This window comes from Streptomyces sp. NPDC051976 (assembly GCF_040680795.1).
GTDB lineage: Bacteria > Actinomycetota > Actinomycetes > Streptomycetales > Streptomycetaceae > Actinacidiphila.
Genome location: NZ_JBFAXL010000055.1, coordinates 1 through 17,344 on the forward strand (window position 1 = coordinate 1; position 17,344 = coordinate 17,344).

Annotated in this window: 14 protein-coding genes; 7 read left to right on the forward strand and 7 right to left on the reverse strand. The window is 73.3% G+C overall.

What is annotated here, in order from left to right:
* Positions 1-627 (forward strand): glucosamine-6-phosphate deaminase (locus tag AB0M29_RS36090; protein WP_365390730.1); only part of this gene is annotated, 627 nt, incomplete at its 5' end.
* A gap of 347 nt (positions 628-974) precedes the next feature.
* Here the strand turns inward: AB0M29_RS36090 and AB0M29_RS36095 are convergent.
* From AB0M29_RS36095 to AB0M29_RS36105, 3 genes are read right to left on the reverse strand one after another with little or no spacing between them, the layout of a single operon-like run.
* Entirely contained in the window at positions 975-2,219 is a 1,245-nt protein-coding gene (locus tag AB0M29_RS36095; protein WP_365390732.1) for an MFS transporter, read from the reverse strand.
* 8 nt (positions 2,220-2,227) lie between these two features.
* Complete coding sequence (locus AB0M29_RS36100) at positions 2,228-3,631, reverse strand: FAD-dependent oxidoreductase (protein WP_365390734.1); 1,404 nt, start codon at positions 3,629-3,631, stop codon at positions 2,228-2,230.
* A gap of 49 nt (positions 3,632-3,680) precedes the next feature.
* Positions 3,681-3,878 (reverse strand): hypothetical protein, encoded by a 198-nt coding sequence (locus tag AB0M29_RS36105; RefSeq protein ID WP_365390736.1) that lies wholly within the window; start codon positions 3,876-3,878, stop codon positions 3,681-3,683.
* A 78-nt stretch (positions 3,879-3,956) separates the two neighbouring features.
* Here AB0M29_RS36105 and AB0M29_RS36110 point away from each other — a divergent pair, with 78 nt between their 5' ends.
* Complete coding sequence (locus AB0M29_RS36110; RefSeq protein WP_365390738.1) at positions 3,957-4,322, forward strand: metalloregulator ArsR/SmtB family transcription factor; 366 nt, start codon at positions 3,957-3,959, stop codon at positions 4,320-4,322.
* Here the strand turns inward: AB0M29_RS36110 and AB0M29_RS36115 are convergent.
* Positions 4,281-5,108, reverse strand: coding sequence for an MIP/aquaporin family protein (locus tag AB0M29_RS36115; RefSeq protein WP_365390740.1), 828 nt, complete (start codon positions 5,106-5,108; stop codon positions 4,281-4,283). The genes AB0M29_RS36110 and AB0M29_RS36115 overlap by 42 nt on opposite strands.
* A 94-nt stretch (positions 5,109-5,202) precedes the next feature.
* Positions 5,203-5,517 (reverse strand): metalloregulator ArsR/SmtB family transcription factor, encoded by a 315-nt coding sequence (locus AB0M29_RS36120; RefSeq protein WP_365390742.1) that lies wholly within the window; start codon positions 5,515-5,517, stop codon positions 5,203-5,205.
* Positions 5,518-5,636: 119 nt separating this feature from the next.
* Here AB0M29_RS36120 and AB0M29_RS36125 point away from each other — a divergent pair, with 119 nt between their 5' ends.
* The gene (locus tag AB0M29_RS36125; protein ID WP_365390743.1) at positions 5,637-6,050 is read left to right on the forward strand and encodes an arsenate reductase ArsC; all 414 of its coding nucleotides are present in this window, start codon (positions 5,637-5,639) and stop codon (positions 6,048-6,050) included.
* A 33-nt stretch (positions 6,051-6,083) separates the two neighbouring features.
* On the opposite strand, the gene AB0M29_RS36130 is transcribed toward AB0M29_RS36125, so the two are convergent.
* Complete coding sequence (locus AB0M29_RS36130) at positions 6,084-7,337, reverse strand: hypothetical protein (protein ID WP_365390745.1); 1,254 nt, start codon at positions 7,335-7,337, stop codon at positions 6,084-6,086.
* A 101-nt stretch (positions 7,338-7,438) separates the two neighbouring features.
* A complete protein-coding gene (locus AB0M29_RS36135) occupies positions 7,439-10,000 on the reverse strand; it encodes a SpoIIE family protein phosphatase (RefSeq protein ID WP_365390776.1) in 2,562 nt (853 codons plus the stop codon).
* 713 nt (positions 10,001-10,713) lie between these two features.
* On the opposite strand from AB0M29_RS36135, the gene AB0M29_RS36140 reads away from it, so the two are divergent.
* The 4 genes from AB0M29_RS36140 (at position 10,714) to AB0M29_RS36155 (ending at position 17,073) form a co-directional block, all read left to right on the forward strand.
* Entirely contained in the window at positions 10,714-12,132 is a 1,419-nt protein-coding gene (locus AB0M29_RS36140; protein ID WP_365390747.1) for a hypothetical protein, read from the forward strand.
* A 111-nt stretch (positions 12,133-12,243) separates the two neighbouring features.
* On the forward strand, positions 12,244-13,473 hold the full coding sequence (locus AB0M29_RS36145; RefSeq protein WP_365390748.1) for an AAA family ATPase: 1,230 nt from the start codon (positions 12,244-12,246) through the stop codon (positions 13,471-13,473).
* A gap of 380 nt (positions 13,474-13,853) precedes the next feature.
* Positions 13,854-15,053 (forward strand): VWA-like domain-containing protein, encoded by a 1,200-nt coding sequence (locus AB0M29_RS36150; RefSeq protein ID WP_365390778.1) that lies wholly within the window; start codon positions 13,854-13,856, stop codon positions 15,051-15,053.
* A gap of 214 nt (positions 15,054-15,267) precedes the next feature.
* The gene (locus AB0M29_RS36155) at positions 15,268-17,073 is read left to right on the forward strand and encodes an alkaline phosphatase family protein (protein ID WP_365390750.1); all 1,806 of its coding nucleotides are present in this window, start codon (positions 15,268-15,270) and stop codon (positions 17,071-17,073) included.
* Positions 17,074-17,344 lie beyond the last annotated feature (271 nt).

The window sequence follows — 17,344 nt, forward strand, 5'->3', positions numbered from 1 at the left end:
GGCGAAGTCGACACCACCCACGCCCGCATCGCCCAACTCGACGAATACGTCGGCCTGCCCACCGGCCACCCCGAGTCCTACCGCTCCGTCCTCCTGCGCGAAGTCCTCGAACCCCTCGCCATCCCCACCACCCACTTCCTCGGCCCCGACGGCACCGCCACCGACATCCCCGCCGCCTGCCACGCCTACGACACCGCCCTCACCCAAGCAGGCGGCGTCGACCTCCAACTCCTCGGCATCGGCACCGACGGCCACATCGGCTTCAACGAACCCTGCTCCTCCCTCGCCTCCCGCACCCGCATCAAAACCCTCACCCAGCAGACCCGCGCCGACAACGCCCGCTTCTTCGACGACGACATCACCCAAGTCCCCCACCACGTCATCACCCAAGGCATCGGCACCATCCTCGAAGCCCGGCACCTCATCCTCCTCGCCACCGGCGAAGGCAAAGCCGAGGCAGTGGCCCAGACCGTGGAGGGACCGGTGACCGCACTCGTCCCCGCCTCCGCACTCCAACTCCACCCCCACGCCACCCTCGTCATCGACGAACCCGCCGCCACCAAACTCAAACTCGCCCCCTACTTCCGCGACACCTACGCCGCCAAACCGGCCTGGCAGAGCATCTAGCGCTGCGCGCGGCTTCGGGGGACCTGTGCGGGTGGTCGTTCGCGCGGGCTTCGTCCTCAAACGCCGGACGGGCTGAAAGATGCTTCTGGCGGGGCGCTCCCTCGGGCTTCGTCCTCAAGCGCCGGACGGGCTTGATATTGATCGCCCGGGCGAGGGCATCGCGTCCTCAAACGCCGGACGGGCTGATTTTTGTGCGCCCAGGGACGCGGCGCGGCGGACGCCGACGGCGGTGAAGGCCCGCGAGGAGGCCCGCAGGCAGCCACCATCCGCACGGGTGGGCGGGTGGGAGGAAACGCAGGCGGGCGCGCAGCGCCCCGGGCATGGAAACGGCGGGCTGGGTGGGTGGGTCAGAGCGCCGTGGTGATCGCTTCCGCTGGGGCGCTCGTTGAGGGGCTGGCGCCGCAGGCGAGTGCCGCGCCCATGGCGGAGACGCAGGCCAGGAGGGCGAAAAGGCTGGGATAGCCAAGGGGCCCTGCAAGGGCCGTAGAAGCGAAGGGGGCGAGGGCTCCGGCGATCGTGACGGGGGCGGCGAGGAGGCCGGAGAGGTGGCCGTAGTGGGTGGCGCCCCAGCGGTCGGTGATGGCGGTGGCCTGGAGGAGGGTGATGTTGCCGCGGACCATTCCGGCGAGCATCGCGAGGGCGATGAGCAGGGGGAGGGGGCCGGGCACGGCGGCGAGGAGGGCGGTGGTGGTTCCGCCTGCGGCGATGAGTGTGACGGTGCGGGTGGTGGGGCCGGTGCGTCGGGCGAGGGTGGCGTAGAGGGTGCGGCCGAGGGTCTGTCCGAGGCCGCCGAGTCCGAGGGCCCAGGCGGCGGTGGTCGTACTCGCGCCGCGTGCGGTGAGCAGGGGGACGAGGCCGATGACGACGGCGTAGACCGCGAAGCCGGACAGGGTGAACGCGGCGGTGAGCAGGAGGAAGGGGCGGGTGCGGGCGGTGGTGTCGTGGCCCGCGGTCGGGCTGTGCGCGCGGTCCATGGAGACGGACGGCCATGGAGCGCGTAGGGCCAACGCGTGGGCGGGGACGGTGACCGCGGCGAGGATCGCGGCGAGTACGAGGTAGGCGCCGCGCCAGCCGAGGTGGTTGGCGAGAGTGGCGGTCAGGGGTGCGAAGACGGTGCTGGCCAGGCCGCCCGCGAGAGTGACGGTGGTGAGCGCGCGGACGCGGGCGGGTCCGTACCAGCGGGTGAGGGCGGCGAAGGCGGGCTGGTAGAAGGTTGCGGCCATGGCCACTCCGGCGACTGCCCAGGCCGCCAGGAAGACGCCGACGTCGGGCGCCGAGGCGACACCGGTCATGGCGAGGACGCCCAGGGCCGATCCGGCGGTCATCAGGACGCGGGGGCCACGGCGGTCCAGGGCGCGGCCGAGGGGTATGCCGATCGCGGCGGAGATCAGGAGCGCGAGGGAGAAGGCGGCGGTGACCAGGGAGTGCGGCCAGCCGGTGTCGGCGGATATGCGCGGGGCGAGGACGGGGAAGGCGTAGTAGACCACGCCCCAGCTGGTGATCTGGGTGACGCACAGAGCGGGGAGTACGGCGCGGGGCCGCGACCGGTCCCCTGTGCTGGTCGCGGCCGCGGTGGTGTCGGCCCGGGGCATCGGGTGCGTCAGCCGCAGCAGCCGCCGGACGACGCCTGGTCTGCTTCCCCTGCGGCGGTGGCGCCGACGCCGATCCGCACGAGCGTGGGCGCGGGTGAGGGTGCGGGTGCGCAGCAACCGCCGCCGTTCTGCTGGGCGTTGGGCTCGTCGAAGAGGCCCGCGCCGCCGCAGACACCGGATTCGGGGAGGGTGAGTTCGACGCGGTCGGCGGCTTCCAGGTCTCCGGCGATGGCGGCGGCGACCGAACGGACCTGCTCGTAGCCGGTCATGGCGAGGAAGGTGGGGGCGCGGCCGTAGGACTTCATGCCGACGAGGTAGATGCCGGGTTCGGGGTGGGACAGTTCCTGGTGGCCGTGGGGGTAGACGGTGCCGCAGGAGTGCTGGTTGGGGTCGATCAGCGGGGCCAGCGCGAGGGGGGCCTGGAGGCGTTCGTCCAGGCCGAGGCGCATCTCGGTCAGGAAGGAGAGGTCGGGGCGCAGGCCGGTCAGGACGATGACCTCGTCGACCGGGTCGAGGCGGCGGCCGTCGTCGCCGACCAGGACGAGTCGCTCGCCGTCGCGCTCGATGGCGTCGGTGCGGAAGCCGGTCACCGCGTCGGCGTACCCCTCGTCGACGGCTGCCTTCGCCGCGAGGCCGAGGGCGCCGCGGGCGGGGAGCTGGTCGGCGCTGCCGCCGCCGAAGGTGGAGCCGGAGATGCCGCGCCGCAGGACCCATACCGCGTGGGTGCCGTCGGCCTCCTTGGCGAGTGCGGCCAGGCCCGCGAGGGCGGTGAAGGCGGAGGCACCGGAGCCGATGACGGCGGTGCGCTTCCCGGCGTAACGGGCCCGTACGGCAGGGTCCTTGAGGTCGGGGACGCGGTACGAGACGCGGTCGGCGGCGGCTCGCTCCCCCAGCGCGGGCAGGCCGTTGCCTCCCGCGGGTGAGGGCAGGGTCCAGGTGCCGGAGGCGTCGATGACCGCTCGGGCGAGGAGGCGCTCCTCGCGGCCGTCGGCGGTGACGAGGTCGACGGTGAAGGGCTGCGCGTCGCGGTCGGCGTCCACGATCCGGTCCCGGCCGACGCGGGAGACGCCGGTGACCGTGGCGCCGTAGCGGACCTTGTCGCCGAGGACGTCGGCGAGCGGCTGGAGGTACAGCTCCGCCCAGTCGGCCCCGGTCGGGTACGCGGCGGAGTCCGGCTTGGTCCACCCGGTGGGGGCGAGCAGCTTCTCGGCGGCCGGGTCGGTCAGTTCGGCCCAGGTGGAGAAGAGGCGTACGTGACCCCATCCGCGTACGGCGTCGGCGGCGAGGGGGCCGGTCTCCAGGACCGTCACGTCGAGGCCGCGTGCGGTGAGGTGGGCGGCGGCTGCCAGGCCGGAAGGTCCGGCGCCGATGACGACGACGGGGAGCTGGTCGGGCAGTGTGCTGGTGCTCATCGGTCTCTTCCTTCGGCGGTACGCACGGGTGAGGGGCGGCGGTACGAGGTCAGCAACAGCCCGCGTCGACGGCCTGGGCTTCCTGCTTGGCGGCGGGGGCGCAGCAGGCGTCGGCCTCGGCCGCCGCCTGGGCCGTACCGCAACACGGAGCCGGGGCGGCTTCACGAGGAGGCTGAGCCTCGGTCGCTGCCGGGGCGGTGCCGCAGCAGGCCGAGGCGGTGGTCGCGGTGGTGGTGGGCTCGCTCATCAGAACCTCCAGGCGATATCGATGTGTATCGATATCCCGAAGCTTGCCTCGCGCATCGACGAGTGTCAATATTGACGCATGTCGAAATCATGGTTGGTCGAGTTGCCGGTCCTCCAGGACGAAACAGCCGTGGTGGCGTGCTGCCCGCCCATCACCGCGGGCGAGCTGTCGGTGGCGGACGCGGAGAAGATGGCCGCGATGTTCAAGGCACTGTCCGACCCGGTGCGGCTGCGCCTGTTCTCCAAGATCGCCTCGCAGCCGGACAGGGAGGCGTGCGTGTGCGACATCCAGGACGTCGGCGTCTCCCAGCCGACCGTCTCCCACCACCTGAAGAAGCTCCGCGAAGCCGGACTCCTCACCTCCGAGCGGCGCGGCAACTGGGTGTACTACACCGTCGCGCCGTCAGTGGTGGCCGGGATGGGGCAGCTGCTCACCCTCCGCTGAGGCGTCCTGCGGCGCTTTCCGCCCCCTGCTGGTGAAGATGACCGCGACCAGGGCCAGGCCCACGATGCCGCCCGCGAGTTGGGCGCCGATGAAGCCGGGCAGGGAGGCGGGGGCGATGCCCGCGAAGGTGTTGGTGAAGGCGCGGCCGATGGTCACCGCCGGGTTGGCGAACGAGGTCGACGAGGTGAACCAGTAGGCGGCGCCGATGTAGGAGGCGATCGCGACGGGGGCGAAGCGGAGGCGGTCGGTGCGGGCGAGGCCGAAGATCAGCAGGATCAGGCCCGCGGTGGCGACGACCTCGCCGAGCAGGAGGTGGCGGGACGAGCGGTGGTGGGTGGACCACGTCACGAGCGCCTTGCCGAACATCGCGTTGGCCAGGATCGCACCGAGGATCGCCCCCGCGATCTGCGCGGGGAGGTAGACGGCGGTCTCGCGGAGGGTGACGCCGGGGGCGCCGCGGCGGGCGTTCCACCACTCGGCGAGCGTGACGACGGGGTTGAAGTGGGCGCCGGAGACCGGGCCGAGCAGGGCGATGAGGACGCCGAGGCCGAAGACGGTGGCCGTGGAGTTCGCCAGGAGCTGGAGTGCCACGTCATGGGTCAGCTCGGTGGCCTGGATGCCGGAACCGACCACGACCGCCACGAGCCCCGCGGTGCCGACCAGTTCGGCGGCGGCCCGGGCGCCCAGCGGCGCCTGCGGCGGCGTCCCGCCGGGAGCGGGCTGCGGCCCGCCGGGCACCGAGGCGGATGCCGAGGCGTCGGGTGTGGCGGCGTCGGTGGCGCTCACGGCGTCTCCAGGGATACGAGGCCCGTTCGGGCCGGTTGGGCAAAGGCTTCTGGTGCTGCGGGGTGCGTGCCGGGCCGATCGGTCGGCGGGGTTCCTACGGGCAGGAGCGCTTGACGTTGTTGTCCGCCGTCGCGCGCGCTGTGGCGGCCAGTTCCGCGAAGGACCCGGCCAGGGACTCCAGCACCTCGGGGCGCAGCTTGTAGTACGTGAACCGACCGCACGGCTCGGTCTCGACGACTCCCGCGTCGCGCAGCACCTTCAGGTGGTTGGACAGGTTCGTCTGTCTGGCCCCGGTCTCCTCGACCAGGTGCGTGGTGCACAGGGTCTCGCGGGCCAGGAGCCCCACGATCTGGAGGCGGAGCGGGTCCGCGAGCACCCGGAGGAGATCAGTGTCGACTGACATCAGCATGGAGTGATACTTTCACATCAGCGGGCGCTGATACCAGGCCCCCCGATGTCCGGTGTCCGCCCGCGGCGTCGCCCGCGTCGCCCTGGACAGTCCCCGGCCGAACAGAGAGGCCCCCAGCCGTGTCCGACAAGCCCTCCGTGCTGTTCGTCTGCGTCCACAACGCCGGCCGCTCCCAGATGGCCGCCGCCTGGCTCACCCACCTCGCCGGAGACCGCGTCGAGGTCCGCTCCGCGGGCTCCGCCCCCGGCACCGCGGTGAACCCCGCGGCCGTCGAGGCCATGGCGGAAGTCGGCATCGACATCTCGGCCGAGGTCCCCAAGGTCCTCACCATCGACGCCGTCCGCGAGTCCGACGTGTGCATCACCATGGGCTGCGGCGACACCTGCCCCGTCTTCCCCGGCAAGCGCTACCTCGACTGGAAGCTGGACGACCCCGCCGGGCAGGGCGTCGAGGCCGTACGACCCATCCGCGACGAGATCCGGACACTCGTCGAGGACCTGATCGCCGAGATCGCCCCGCAGGACGCGCGCTGAGCCACCGGCCCACCGCATCCGACGCCGCAGGCGTCAACTCAGGCTTGCCCCGGCCACATTGGGGTGGCCCGCGCCCAGGAAGAAGATGCCGGGGTAGCCGGGGGTGGAGAAGCCGTGGCTGGGGTTGGAGCGCAGGGTTGAGGTGTGGATGTCGAGGGTGCCCGTGTGGTTGTTGCTGACGTAGAAGAGGGCACCGCCGCCTTCGTGGGCGTCGTTGTGGGTGAGCAGGGAGCCCTCGATGTGGACGGTGTAGCGGTTGCCGTCGGTGTAGAGGGCGCCGCCGCTGCCGCCGCCGGGGGTGCCGGAGCGGGCGGGGTTGGCGCCGGTGCCGATGGCGGTGTTGTAGGACAGGACGCTGTTGAGGATCACCCAGGAGACGCCGATGCTGCTGAGGGCGCCGCCGTTGGAGCAGGAGCCGCCCTGGCCGGGGGCGCCGCCGAAGGTGCTGCCGGTGATGTAGACGGGCAGGCCCTCGTACTGGTCGAGGACGCGGATCGCGGCGCCGCCGAGGTCGGGGCCCGTACGGTCGCAGCGGTTGCGGACGAAGCGGGTGTTGACGGCCTTGAAGCGGCCGCCGCGGACGAGGACGGCGCCGCCGCCCCCGCCCTCCGTGGTGTCGCCGGTGGAGTTGCCGTCGGCGAAGGTGAGGTTCTGCACGGTGAGTTGGGGCGTGCTCTGGTTCTGGCAGTGCGAGGTGGTCCAGCCCTGGGCCTGGTCGCAGGTGTTCATGTAGAGGATGCGGTGTCTGCCTCCGCCGCTGAGGGTGACCTTGCCGCCGCCGTCCAGGACCACGCGGGTGCTGGCGGCGTTACGGACCTTGGCGGTCGCCGTCATGGTGATCACGACGGGGCTGGGCCCGCAGGAGAAGGTGATGACGCCGCCCTTGGCGACCGCGGCCACCACCGCGGCCGAAGTGCAGCTCGCGGCGGTGCCGTTGCCGACCGTACGGGTCGGGTGGGAGGTGTCCACGGCCCGCGCGGCGGCCGGAACCGCCGCGTGGCCTCCGGGGTTTCCGAACCGCGCCACGCCGCCCGGTGCCGCGGACGTGTGCGAGGGGTGCGGCTTCGGCTTCGGCTTCGGGGTGCCGCTGGGTGACGCCGCCGCGCTGGTGGCGGGGCCCGTCGCGCCGGTCGGCCTCGTACCGGCAGAGGTGGACGGGGAGTTCGCCTGCCGCGACGCGTCGTCGCCGGAGCCGCCCGAGCCGCCGCAGCCCGCGACGACCGCGCAGGTCAGCAGGCACACGCCGAGGCGTACGAGGGTGGGCAGTGCGGCACGTAGGGACGCCATCGCCCGATGCTAGGGCCTGTCCGGCGGATTGTGGGCGGTCCAGGCGTTTCTGGGGGCGCCCCGGACCCCCGGCGCCCCCCCCGAGAGCCGGGGCGGAGTCGCTAGCGGAGGGTCTGCTCGGACCAGATGATCTTGCCCGTCGCCGTGTAGCGCGTACCCCAGCGTTCGGAGAACTGCGAGACGAGGAAGAGGCCGCGGCCGCCCTCGTCGGTGATCTCCGCGTAGCGCAGGTGGGGCGCGGTGTTGCTGGTGTCGGAGACCTCGCAGATCAGCTTGCGGTCGTACAGCAGCCGTACGCCGATCGGGCCGCTGGCGTGCCGGATGGCGTTGGTGATCAGCTCGCTGAGGATGAGCTCGGTGGTGAAGGCGATCTCGTCGTCCAGGCCCCATTCGCGGAGCTGTTCGGCGACGGCGGCACGCAGTTCGGCGACGGCCGCCGGGTCGGAGGGCACCTCCCAGTCGGTGATCTGCTCCGGCTGGAGCACCCGGGTGCGGGCGACCAGCAGGGCGATGTCGTCGCGCTGGTTGCCGGGCAGCAGGGCCTCCAGGACGGCCGAGCAGGTCTCCTCGGGGGTCCTGATCCGCTCGGCCAGCACCGCCCGCAGGCTCTCGAAGCCGACGTCGATGTCGCGGGAGCGGTCCTCGATGAGGCCGTCGGTGTAGAGGACGAGCTGGCTGCCCTCGTCGAGGTGCAGCTCCACCGTCTCGAACGGCATGTCGGCCAGGCCGAGCGGCGGTCCCGCGGGCAGGTCGGGGTACTCGACGGAGCCGTCGGGGCGGACGATCGCGGGCGGCGGGTGCCCGGCCCTGGCCAGCGCGCAGATCCGCGAGACCGGGTCGTACGTGGCGTACAGGCAGGTGGCGCCGGTGATCGCGTCGTCGCCCTCGGCGGAGGTGGACTCCTGGTCGATCCGGCTGACGACCTCGTCGAGGTGGCCGAGGAGTTCGTCGGGGGGCAGGTCGAGCGACGAGAAGTTGTGCACGGCGGTACGCAGCCGCCCCATGGTCGCGGCGGCGTGCAGACCGTGCCCCACCACGTCGCCCACCACCAGCGCCACGCGCGCGCCGGACAGCGGGATCACGTCGAACCAGTCGCCGCCCACGCCCGCCTGCGCCGGGAGGTAGCGGTAGGCGACATCGAGGGCGCTCTGGTCGGGGATGCCGCGCGGCAGCAGGCTGTGCTGCAGCGACACCGCCATGGTGTGCTCGCGGGTGTAGCGGCGGGCGTTGTCGAGGCACAGCGCCGCGTGCGCGCCGATCTCCTCGGCCAGCGAGCGGTCGTCGTCCTCGAAGGGGGCGGAGCCGCCGGAGCGCCAGAAGTTGGCGACGCCGAGCATCACACCGCGGGCCCGGAGCGGGACGGTAATCAGCGAGTGGATGCCGTAGTCGAGGATCTCGCGGGAGTGGTCGGGGTCCTCGGCCCGCCAGGCGGCGTCGGCCTCCAGACTGGCCTCCAGCCTGGAGTGCCCGGTGCCCAGGCTCCACGCCTGGGCGGTGGCGGGGCCGAAGATGATCCTGCTGCCGAGGGTGATCAGCGGCGCCCTTCCGTCGTCGGGGCGGACCGCGACCCGCAGCATCTCGGTGCCCGTGCTGACGGCGGGCTCCTCGCCCAGCAGGACACCCTCGGCGAGGTCGACGGTGACGATGTCGGCGAAACGGGTGAGGCCCGCCTCGGCCAGTTCCTCGGCCGTACGGGTGACGTCGAGCGTGGTGCCGATCCGTACGGTGGCCTCGTGCAGCAGCCTGAGCCGTCCGCGCGCCTCGTCGGCCCGGCCGGACAGCGCCCGCAGTTCGGTGGAGTCCCGCAGGGTGGCCACGCTGCCCGGCGGTCCGCCGTTGCGGTCGGTGGAGCGGATGTTCACCGCCAGTAGCCGGTCCGCCACGCTGACCACCTCGTCGGTGACCGCCGCCCCCGAGCCCAGTACCTCGGCCACCGGGGCGGGGAAGCCGAGGTCGGCGATGCGCTGCCCCTCCACGTCCGCGGGCAGCCCGAGCAGCCGCCGCGCCTCGTCGTTGGCCAGCCGTACCCGCCCGTCGTCGTCCAGGATCAGCACCCCTTCGCGTACGGCGTGCAGCACCGCGTCGTGGTGCTCGTACATCCGGGTCATCTCGGGTGCGCCCAGCCCGTGCGTCTGGCGGCGCAACCGCCGGGTGACCAGCGCGGTGCCCGCCGTGGACAGCGCCAGGGCGCCGAGCGCGCCGCCGAGCAGATACGGGAGCTGCTGGTCGGCGACCCCGTGGACCTTGCTGATGGTGATCCCGGCCGAGCACAGGCCGATCACCTTGCCGTCGGCCCCGTAGACCGGCACCACGGCCTGCACCAGGCGGCCGATCGTGCCGTTCACGGTCTCGGTGATGGGGTGCCCGGCCAGCGGCTGGCTGATGTCGCCGACGAACTTCTTGCCGATACGGTTCGGCTTGGGGTGCGTGTAGCGGATGCCGTGGGTGTCGGTGACCACGATGAAGTCCACCCCGGAGGCGATCCGGGCGGCCTCGGCCCGTGGCTGCAGGAGCGCGGTGGGATGGGGCGCGTGCAGCGCGGCGACGATGCCCGGCGAGTTGGCGAAGGTCTGCGCCACGGCCAGCGACCGGTGCCGCGCGTCCTCCGTCGTGTCGTGCTCCGCCTGCGTCACCAGTTCGGTCACCGCGAAGGCGACCAGCATCAGGATGATCCCGACCTGGAGCAGGAACACCTGCCCGGCAAGGCTCCGCACGCCCAGCGTCCACCAGCCGCGTCGCTTCGGCGCCGCCCGTCCCTGCCCCGAGCGCGCGCGCCGCTCCTCACCGGCTGCGCGACGCAGCTGTCCGGGTCGGCTCCGTGAGGCCCGCTCGTCGCGACGCGCGTACGGCAACGCCCAGGACCGGCCCCAAAACCGGGCCATACGACTATGTCTACTCTGCCTGTCCGCCGTAGGCCACCGCATGCGCGCTGCCCTGGCGGAGGACCAGGCACTGGAGGTGCCCCGAAGGGGCGCGGGGAAGCGCGCTGCGCTTGCGGAGGCCCAGGCACCGGAGGTGCCCCGTAGGGGCGCGGGGAAGCGCGCTGCGCTTGCGGTGGACCAGGCACCGTAGTGCCCCGAAGGGGCGCGGGGAACTGCGCGACCAGCCGTCGCGTGGCTGCAGGTCACCACCGGCCCCAATGGGGCAGACGCGTTGTTTTCGGGCCACCGGCCCGGTGGGGGCGGGCCGCGCAGTTCCCCGCGCCCCTACGGGGCACTCCGGTGTCACCGGCGACGCAGCGCGAGCGCACCTTCCCCGCGCCCCTACGGGGCGCACCGTCCTCCGTATGCGCGGCCAGCGCAGCGGATATGCTGGGCGGGATGACCATTCATTCTGTGTGCAGATTGGGGGTCCCGACCGCGCAAGGTGAGTGCTGATGCGCTCCCATGACGCGTCGGGGGATTCCCGGCTTTCCCGTTGGCTGCGCGTGCGCGAGTTCGCCGTGCCGCCCTCCATGATCGAGACCGCGACCGCCCGCCGGGCTGTGGGCGACTGGGCGGGGGCGTGCGCCGCCGCCGGTGTCGACGTCGATCTCCATCCGCGCTCCGTGGCGCGTACCCATGGCCAGGAACTGGCCGCACTGCTACGGGCCGACCTCCGCCATCTGGCGCCTGACCTGCTGCGCTGGCACATGCCCAGGATCGCCCCTGACGGACTGCTGCGTCCGGGCCTGACCTTCACGCTCGCGCGGTACGACACCCCGGCGGGCGAGGGCGCGCTGCACCTGGTGGTGCGGACGCCGCCCGCGTGGGCGGACGCCGGGCAGCGGGTCAGCCTCGCCCTGTGGGACGGCTCCGCCCGCTCCCCGGGCGGCACCCGGGACCACCCCCATCCGCGTCCCGACCGGCGGTTCCGGCTGGACCTGCACCGCCATCTGTGGGACGCGCGCCGGGCCGGTGAGCTGCGGACCCGGGCCGGGGCGGGGGCCGACCCGCTCGGCCTGGCGCCGCCCGGACTGCGCTGCGCCGCCGACCGGTGGGCGGCCGAGGGGGGCATCCTGCTCGGGGCCGAGGGACGGGCCGCCGGTACGGGGGCCTTCACCGTACGGCTCGGGGCGGGGCGCCGGCTGGTGCTGGCGCTGGTTGCGGACGCGGATGCGGACCGGGCCGGGACGCGCCTGGTGCGGGTCGCCGACGACGGCGCCGTGACGGCGGCGCTGCCCGTACTGCCCGACGCGGCGACCTGGGTGCTGCCCGATCTCGACCTGCTCCAGGCCGGGTTGATCGAGGCCGACCGGCTGCACCCGCTGGTCGCGGATGCGTTGGTGCCCGGTCGTACGGTGTCCGGTGCGCGGCGGGTGCCCGGGGAGGCGGGAGCGCCGCGGCGCGTGGAGTGCCGGGGAGCCGAGCACCGGATCGGCCTGGTCGACGGGGTGTTGGCGGCGCTGGACCACGACCCGGACGAGATCCGCAGGGAGGAGTTGCTGGCCGCGCTGACCGGCACTCCCCTCCCGTGCCTGCGGGCGATCGACAGCGCCCACCGGCATCCGGAGTGCCTCCCCGATGTACGGGCCCGGCTGGACCACGGCGACATCCGGGGCGCGTTGGCCGTCGTGGAGGGCCTGTTGGGGCCCGACGCGCTGCTGCGCAACGGTGATCTGCGGGACGAGTTGGAGGCGGTCGCGCTGCGGCGCGTCGACTACGGGCTGTTCAGGGCGGGGCTGGCCGAGCCGCCGCGCGGGCCGTGGTTCGGCGGCGGCACCGCGCCCGCGGTGCCACGACGCCGCCGCATGCGTCCGCTGGCGGCCGGCCACCGCCGCTCCCGTACCCGAACCAGTACCGCGTCCGCCCGCTGAACACCCGCTGACGTCCGCGCTCTGCCGCGCCGCCATGCCCGCGCGGCGTACCCCCGCACGTTCCACCCCTGGCCCCATGCGGGCCCTTCACGAAACCAAAGGTGATCACATATGACCGTACCCACCCAACTCGACCTCGCCGGTCAACTCCTCGATCTGCTGCGGCGGACCGACACCGAGCCACGCGCCGACACCCAGCTCGAAGCCCTCACCCTGGCGGTCGCCGCCGACCTGCCCGTGCTGCTGTGGGGCGAGCCGGGGATCGGCAAGACCGCGGCGCTGACCCAGCTCGCGGCGGCGCTGGACCTGCCGCTGACCACGGTGATCGCCAGCGTGCACGAGCCGTCCGACTTCGCGGGGCTGCCCGTCGTCGGTGACGATCCCGCCGCGCAGGGCGTCCCGATGGCCCCGCCGGACTGGGCGGTTCGGCTGGCCACGACCGGCCGCGGGCTGCTCTTCCTGGACGAACTGTCCACCGCGGCCCCGGCGGTGCAGGCCGCGCTGCTCCGCCTCGTACTGGAACGCCGCATCGGCGCTCTCCAACTGCCGCCCGGGGTACGCATCGTGGCGGCGGCGAACCCGCGGTCGTCGGCGGCCGACGGCTGGGAGCTGAGCCCGCCGCTGGCCAACCGGTTCGTCCATCTCCAGTGGACCCACGACCAGGACGTCGTGGTCCGCGGCCTCGGCGGGACCTGGCCGCGGGCGACGCTGCCGCGGCTCGACGCCGAGGGCCTGGCGGACGCGGTGGTCTTCGCCCGCCGCGCGGTGTGCGGGCTGCTGTCCGCCCGGCCCGCGCTGGTGCACCAACTGCCCAGCACCGAAAGCCGCAGGGGCGGCGCCTGGCCGTCGCCCCGGAGCTGGGAGATGACCCTGCGGCTGATCGCCTTCGCGACCGCGGCGGGCTCCTCGCGGGAGACGCTCGCCCTGCTGGTCAGGGGCGCGGTGGGGGACGGCCCCGGCCTTGAACTGCTGGCCAGCATCGACCGGATGGACCTGCCGGACCCGGAGGAGTTGCTGGCCGACCCCGCCGGCGCGGTACTGCCCGAGCGCGGCGATCTGCGGCAGGCCGTACTCGACGGTGTGGTGGCCGCGGTCCGCAAGCGGCCCGAGCGGGCCCGCTGGGACGCGGCCTGGGCGCTGCTGGCCCGCGCGGTGGAGACCGGGGCGCCCGACCTGGTGGTCGTCCCCGCGACCACCCTCGCGACCCTGCGCCGCGAGGACTGGGCCGTGCCACCGTCGATCGAGCGGCTGGCCGGAGCGGTCTCCCTCTCCCAACGCGCGGACCGCGCAGCCGCCCGCACCGCGACCCGCATCCCGACCGCCGCCCAGGGCCGCCGATGACGCCGCACCCGGCGGACAGCGCCGCGACCTCCAAACCGGCCGTCGTCGCGGACGCCGATACCGCCGTCGGCTCCGCCGACAATGCGAACGCCGACGCCGTCCCTGCGCCAGAACCCGCTGCTGTCCCCGGTTCGGCGACCACCGCCGCGACCTCCAAACCGGCCGTCGATCCCGCTCGCGACCCGGACACCGAAACCGCCGTCGGCCCCGCCGACAATGCGAACGCCGACGCCGTCCCTGCGCCGGACCCAACCCCCGACCAGGAATCCGCCACTACCCGCGGCCCGGGCGCCGGACCCGGCCCGGGTCCCGGGCCAGGCGTCGGGCCGGACGCGGACCCCGCCGCCGACCTCGACTTCGGCAAGCTCTTCGCCGCCCGCCTGCACGCCGCCCGCGTGCGTCCGTATCTGGCCACGGCGTTGTTCGCGCTGCATGTGGTGGCGTCGCGGCGGGTGCCGACGATGGCTGTCGACCGGCACTGGCGGTGCTACGTGTCGCCGGGGTTCGTACGGCTGACGCCGGTGGAGGAGCTGGCCGGGGTGTGGGTGCACGAGGTGTCGCACCTGCTGCGCGACCATCACGGGCGCGGCGAACGGGTCGCCCGGGAGCGCGAGTTGACCGGGCCGGGCGAGCGGCTGCGGATCAACATCGCGGCGGACTGCGAGATCAACGACGACGTGTACGGGGACGGGCTGGCCCGCCCCGAGGGCGCGGTGGACCCGCGGCTGCTCGATCTTCCCGAGGGCGAGCTGATGGAGGACTATCTGCGGCTGTTCCGGCTCGGGGCGCACACCGACCGGCTGGCCTGGCTGGACTGCGGCAGCGGCGTCGACGGGTGGGAACGGGGCTGGGACCTGGGGCCGGACGGCGCGCACGGGCTCAGCGCGCAGGAGCAGGACGCGGTGCGGTTCCGGGTGGCGCGAGGCATCACCGGCGCACCCGGGAGCGCGCCGCGCGGCTGGCGGCGCTGGGCGCGGGAGGCGTTCCATCCGCCGCAGCCGTGGCGGCAGTTGCTGGGCGCGGCCGTGCGCTCGGCCACCTCCGCCCCCGGGGTGGGCGAGGACTACACCTACGGCCGCCCCTCGCGCCGCTCGGCCGGGATGCCCGGTGTGGTGCTGCCGAGTCTGCGCCGCAGACCGCCGCGGGTCTGCGTGATCGTCGACACCTCGGGCTCGGTCAGCGACGACGAACTCGGCAGCGCGCTGCTGGAGGTCGCCGCGATCGGCCGCGCGGTGGGCGGCCGCCGCGACCTGGTCACCGTCCTGTCGTGCGACGCGGCGGCCCAGGCCGTGCACACGCTGTGCCGCGCCGAGGGCATCGGGCTGGTGGGCGGCGGGGGGACCAATCTGCGCGCCGGGTTCGCCCGGGCGCTGCGCGCCCAGCACCGCCCCGACGTGATCGTGGTCCTCACCGACGGCCAGACGCCGTGGCCCGACACCCGCCCCCCGTGCCGCACGGTCGTCGGCCTCTTCCCCCGGCAGCGCTCCTCGTACGACGAGGACGGCCCCGACTACGTACCGGACGCGCCGCCCGACTGGGCCCGGGTGGTCGTCATCGGCTCGCCCGCCCCCGCTTGGTAGGCGTCCGGCGCCCCTCTCACCGGAGCGCGCCCCGACACCTCTTTTACATCACCGGCAAAACTTGTCTAGCCAAGTTTGGCCCGGGTTCTTCCCTTCGACAGCAACGGCCGATACCTATGACCCGTTCATGACGAACGACGCGCGAGCAACCGGCACCACCACCCCTCACCACCGCTCACGGCACACACACTCACCAACGGGACGAGGTACACGCATGCGACTGCGCTGGAGATCATTCGGCGGCCTGATCGCCCTGCTGGGCGCACTGGTCGCCGCCGCACCCGCCACCGCTCAGGCGGCGGGCAGCAGCGGGAACCTGATCGTCAACGGCGACGCGGAGACCGGCGGCTACTGCACCAACGACTGGGGCGCGGCCACCACGGTCCCCGGCTGGACCACCCAGGCCGGGGGTGTGGACGTGATGTGCCACACCGCGGGCTCCTTCGGGCTGCCGAGCGACGGGAAGACCCCGGGCAAGGCGTTCTTCGGTCCTGGCAACTTCGGCGACGGCTCCATGTCGCAGACCGTGGACGTCTCGTCGGCCGCCGCGGCGGTCGACGGCGGCGGGGTGACGTACAACCTCGCGGGCTGGCTGGGCGGTTGGACGGTCTACGGCGGATACGCCGCGGTCAGCCTGCACTTCAGGGACGCGGGCGGCCACCCGCTCGGCGCGGCCGCGAAGCTGCCGACGGTCTCCGCGAGCGACCGGGGGCTGGCCACCAAGTTCCTCTCCCGCACCGCCACCGGCGCGGTACCGGCCGGGACCCGGTCGATCCAGGTCGAGGTGCAGTTCCTGTCGACCTCGAACGAGACCGGCTACCTGGACAACCTGTCGCTCACCCTCTCCACCCCGGTCACCGCTCCGGCGCCGGTCACCCCGCCGCCGTCGCACGTGCCGGGCTACGACCACGTGTTCGTGGTGATGATGGAGAACACCGACTACTCCGAGGTCATGAACGACCCGGCGGACACCCCGTACATGCACAGCCTGATGAGCCAGGGCGCGACCCTGACCGACGCGCACGGCGTCTACCACCCGAGCGACGAGAACTACCTCGCCATCGCGGGCGGCGACACGTACACCAAGGGCGCCACGTACTTCCCCAACATCAACTCGCCCCAGCGCAACCTGGGCGACACGATCGAGGCGGCGGGCAAGAGCTGGAAGGCGTACGAGCAGGGCATGGGGACGCCCTGCAACACCAGCAACAACAACGACAGTTACTACGAGCCCGACGACGCGCCGTTCATCAACTACACGGACATCAGCGGCAACGCGTCCCGCTGCGCGGCGCACCTGTTCGACACCACGCAGCTCACCACCGACCTGCGGTCGGCCGCGACGACCCCCAACTTCTCCTGGATCGCGGCGGACGACTACTACGACGGCGAGGCGTCCGGCAACGGCAGCGCCACCAGCCTGAAGACGCAGGACGGCTGGCTGCAGCAGACCCTCGCCCCGGTGCTGGCCTCCCCCGCCTGGACCCAGCAGCGCTCGCTGCTCCTGCTCACGTGGGACGAGAGCCAGGGCGAGGCGTACAACCACCTGGCCACCGTGGTCGTCGGCTCGCAGGGCACCGTCCCGGCCGGGACCAGCAGCCCGCTGCACTACGACCACTACGGCATCGGCCGCACCGTCGAGGCGGCCCTCGGCCTGCCGGGCCTGACGGGCAACGACACCTACGCGACCCCGCTGAACGCCGCGTTCACCCCGTCGACGGCCACCACCCCGACCCTCACCGGCGACCTCGACGCGGTGTCCAACGGCGGCAACGTCACCTTCCGGTACGCCGTCCCGTCCGCCGCGCAGGTGAGCGCCAAGAACTGGATCGGCCTTTACCCCAAGGGCGTCGTCCCCGGCCAGAAGGCCTCACTGACCTGGGCCTACGCGCCGAACGCCAGCGGCGCCCTGACCTTCTCCACCAGCAAGCTCAGTGGCGCGGGCAATTACGACGTCTACTACCTGGCGAACGACGGCTTCACCCCGCTGGCCGGACCGTTCCCGCTGTCCGTGAGCTGACCTTGAGCTGACGGTGAGTTGACCCGCGAGGGGGTGGGCCGGAATTCCGGCCCACCCCCTCGTGCGAATATGCCAGAATCGCAACCGCGGAGTCGCTGTGCGTGAGGGCGCGAAGGGGTGTGGATCCGGTTCCGGGTGGCCTCCGAGCGCGCCGGCGCGCTCGGGGCGGGGCGGTGCCGATGCGGACCCGGCGCGGGGCCGCACTGGTTGGTTTACGGAACAACAATCACATCCGCCCCATGGACTCCACTGGAAATCACCAGCACCGGGT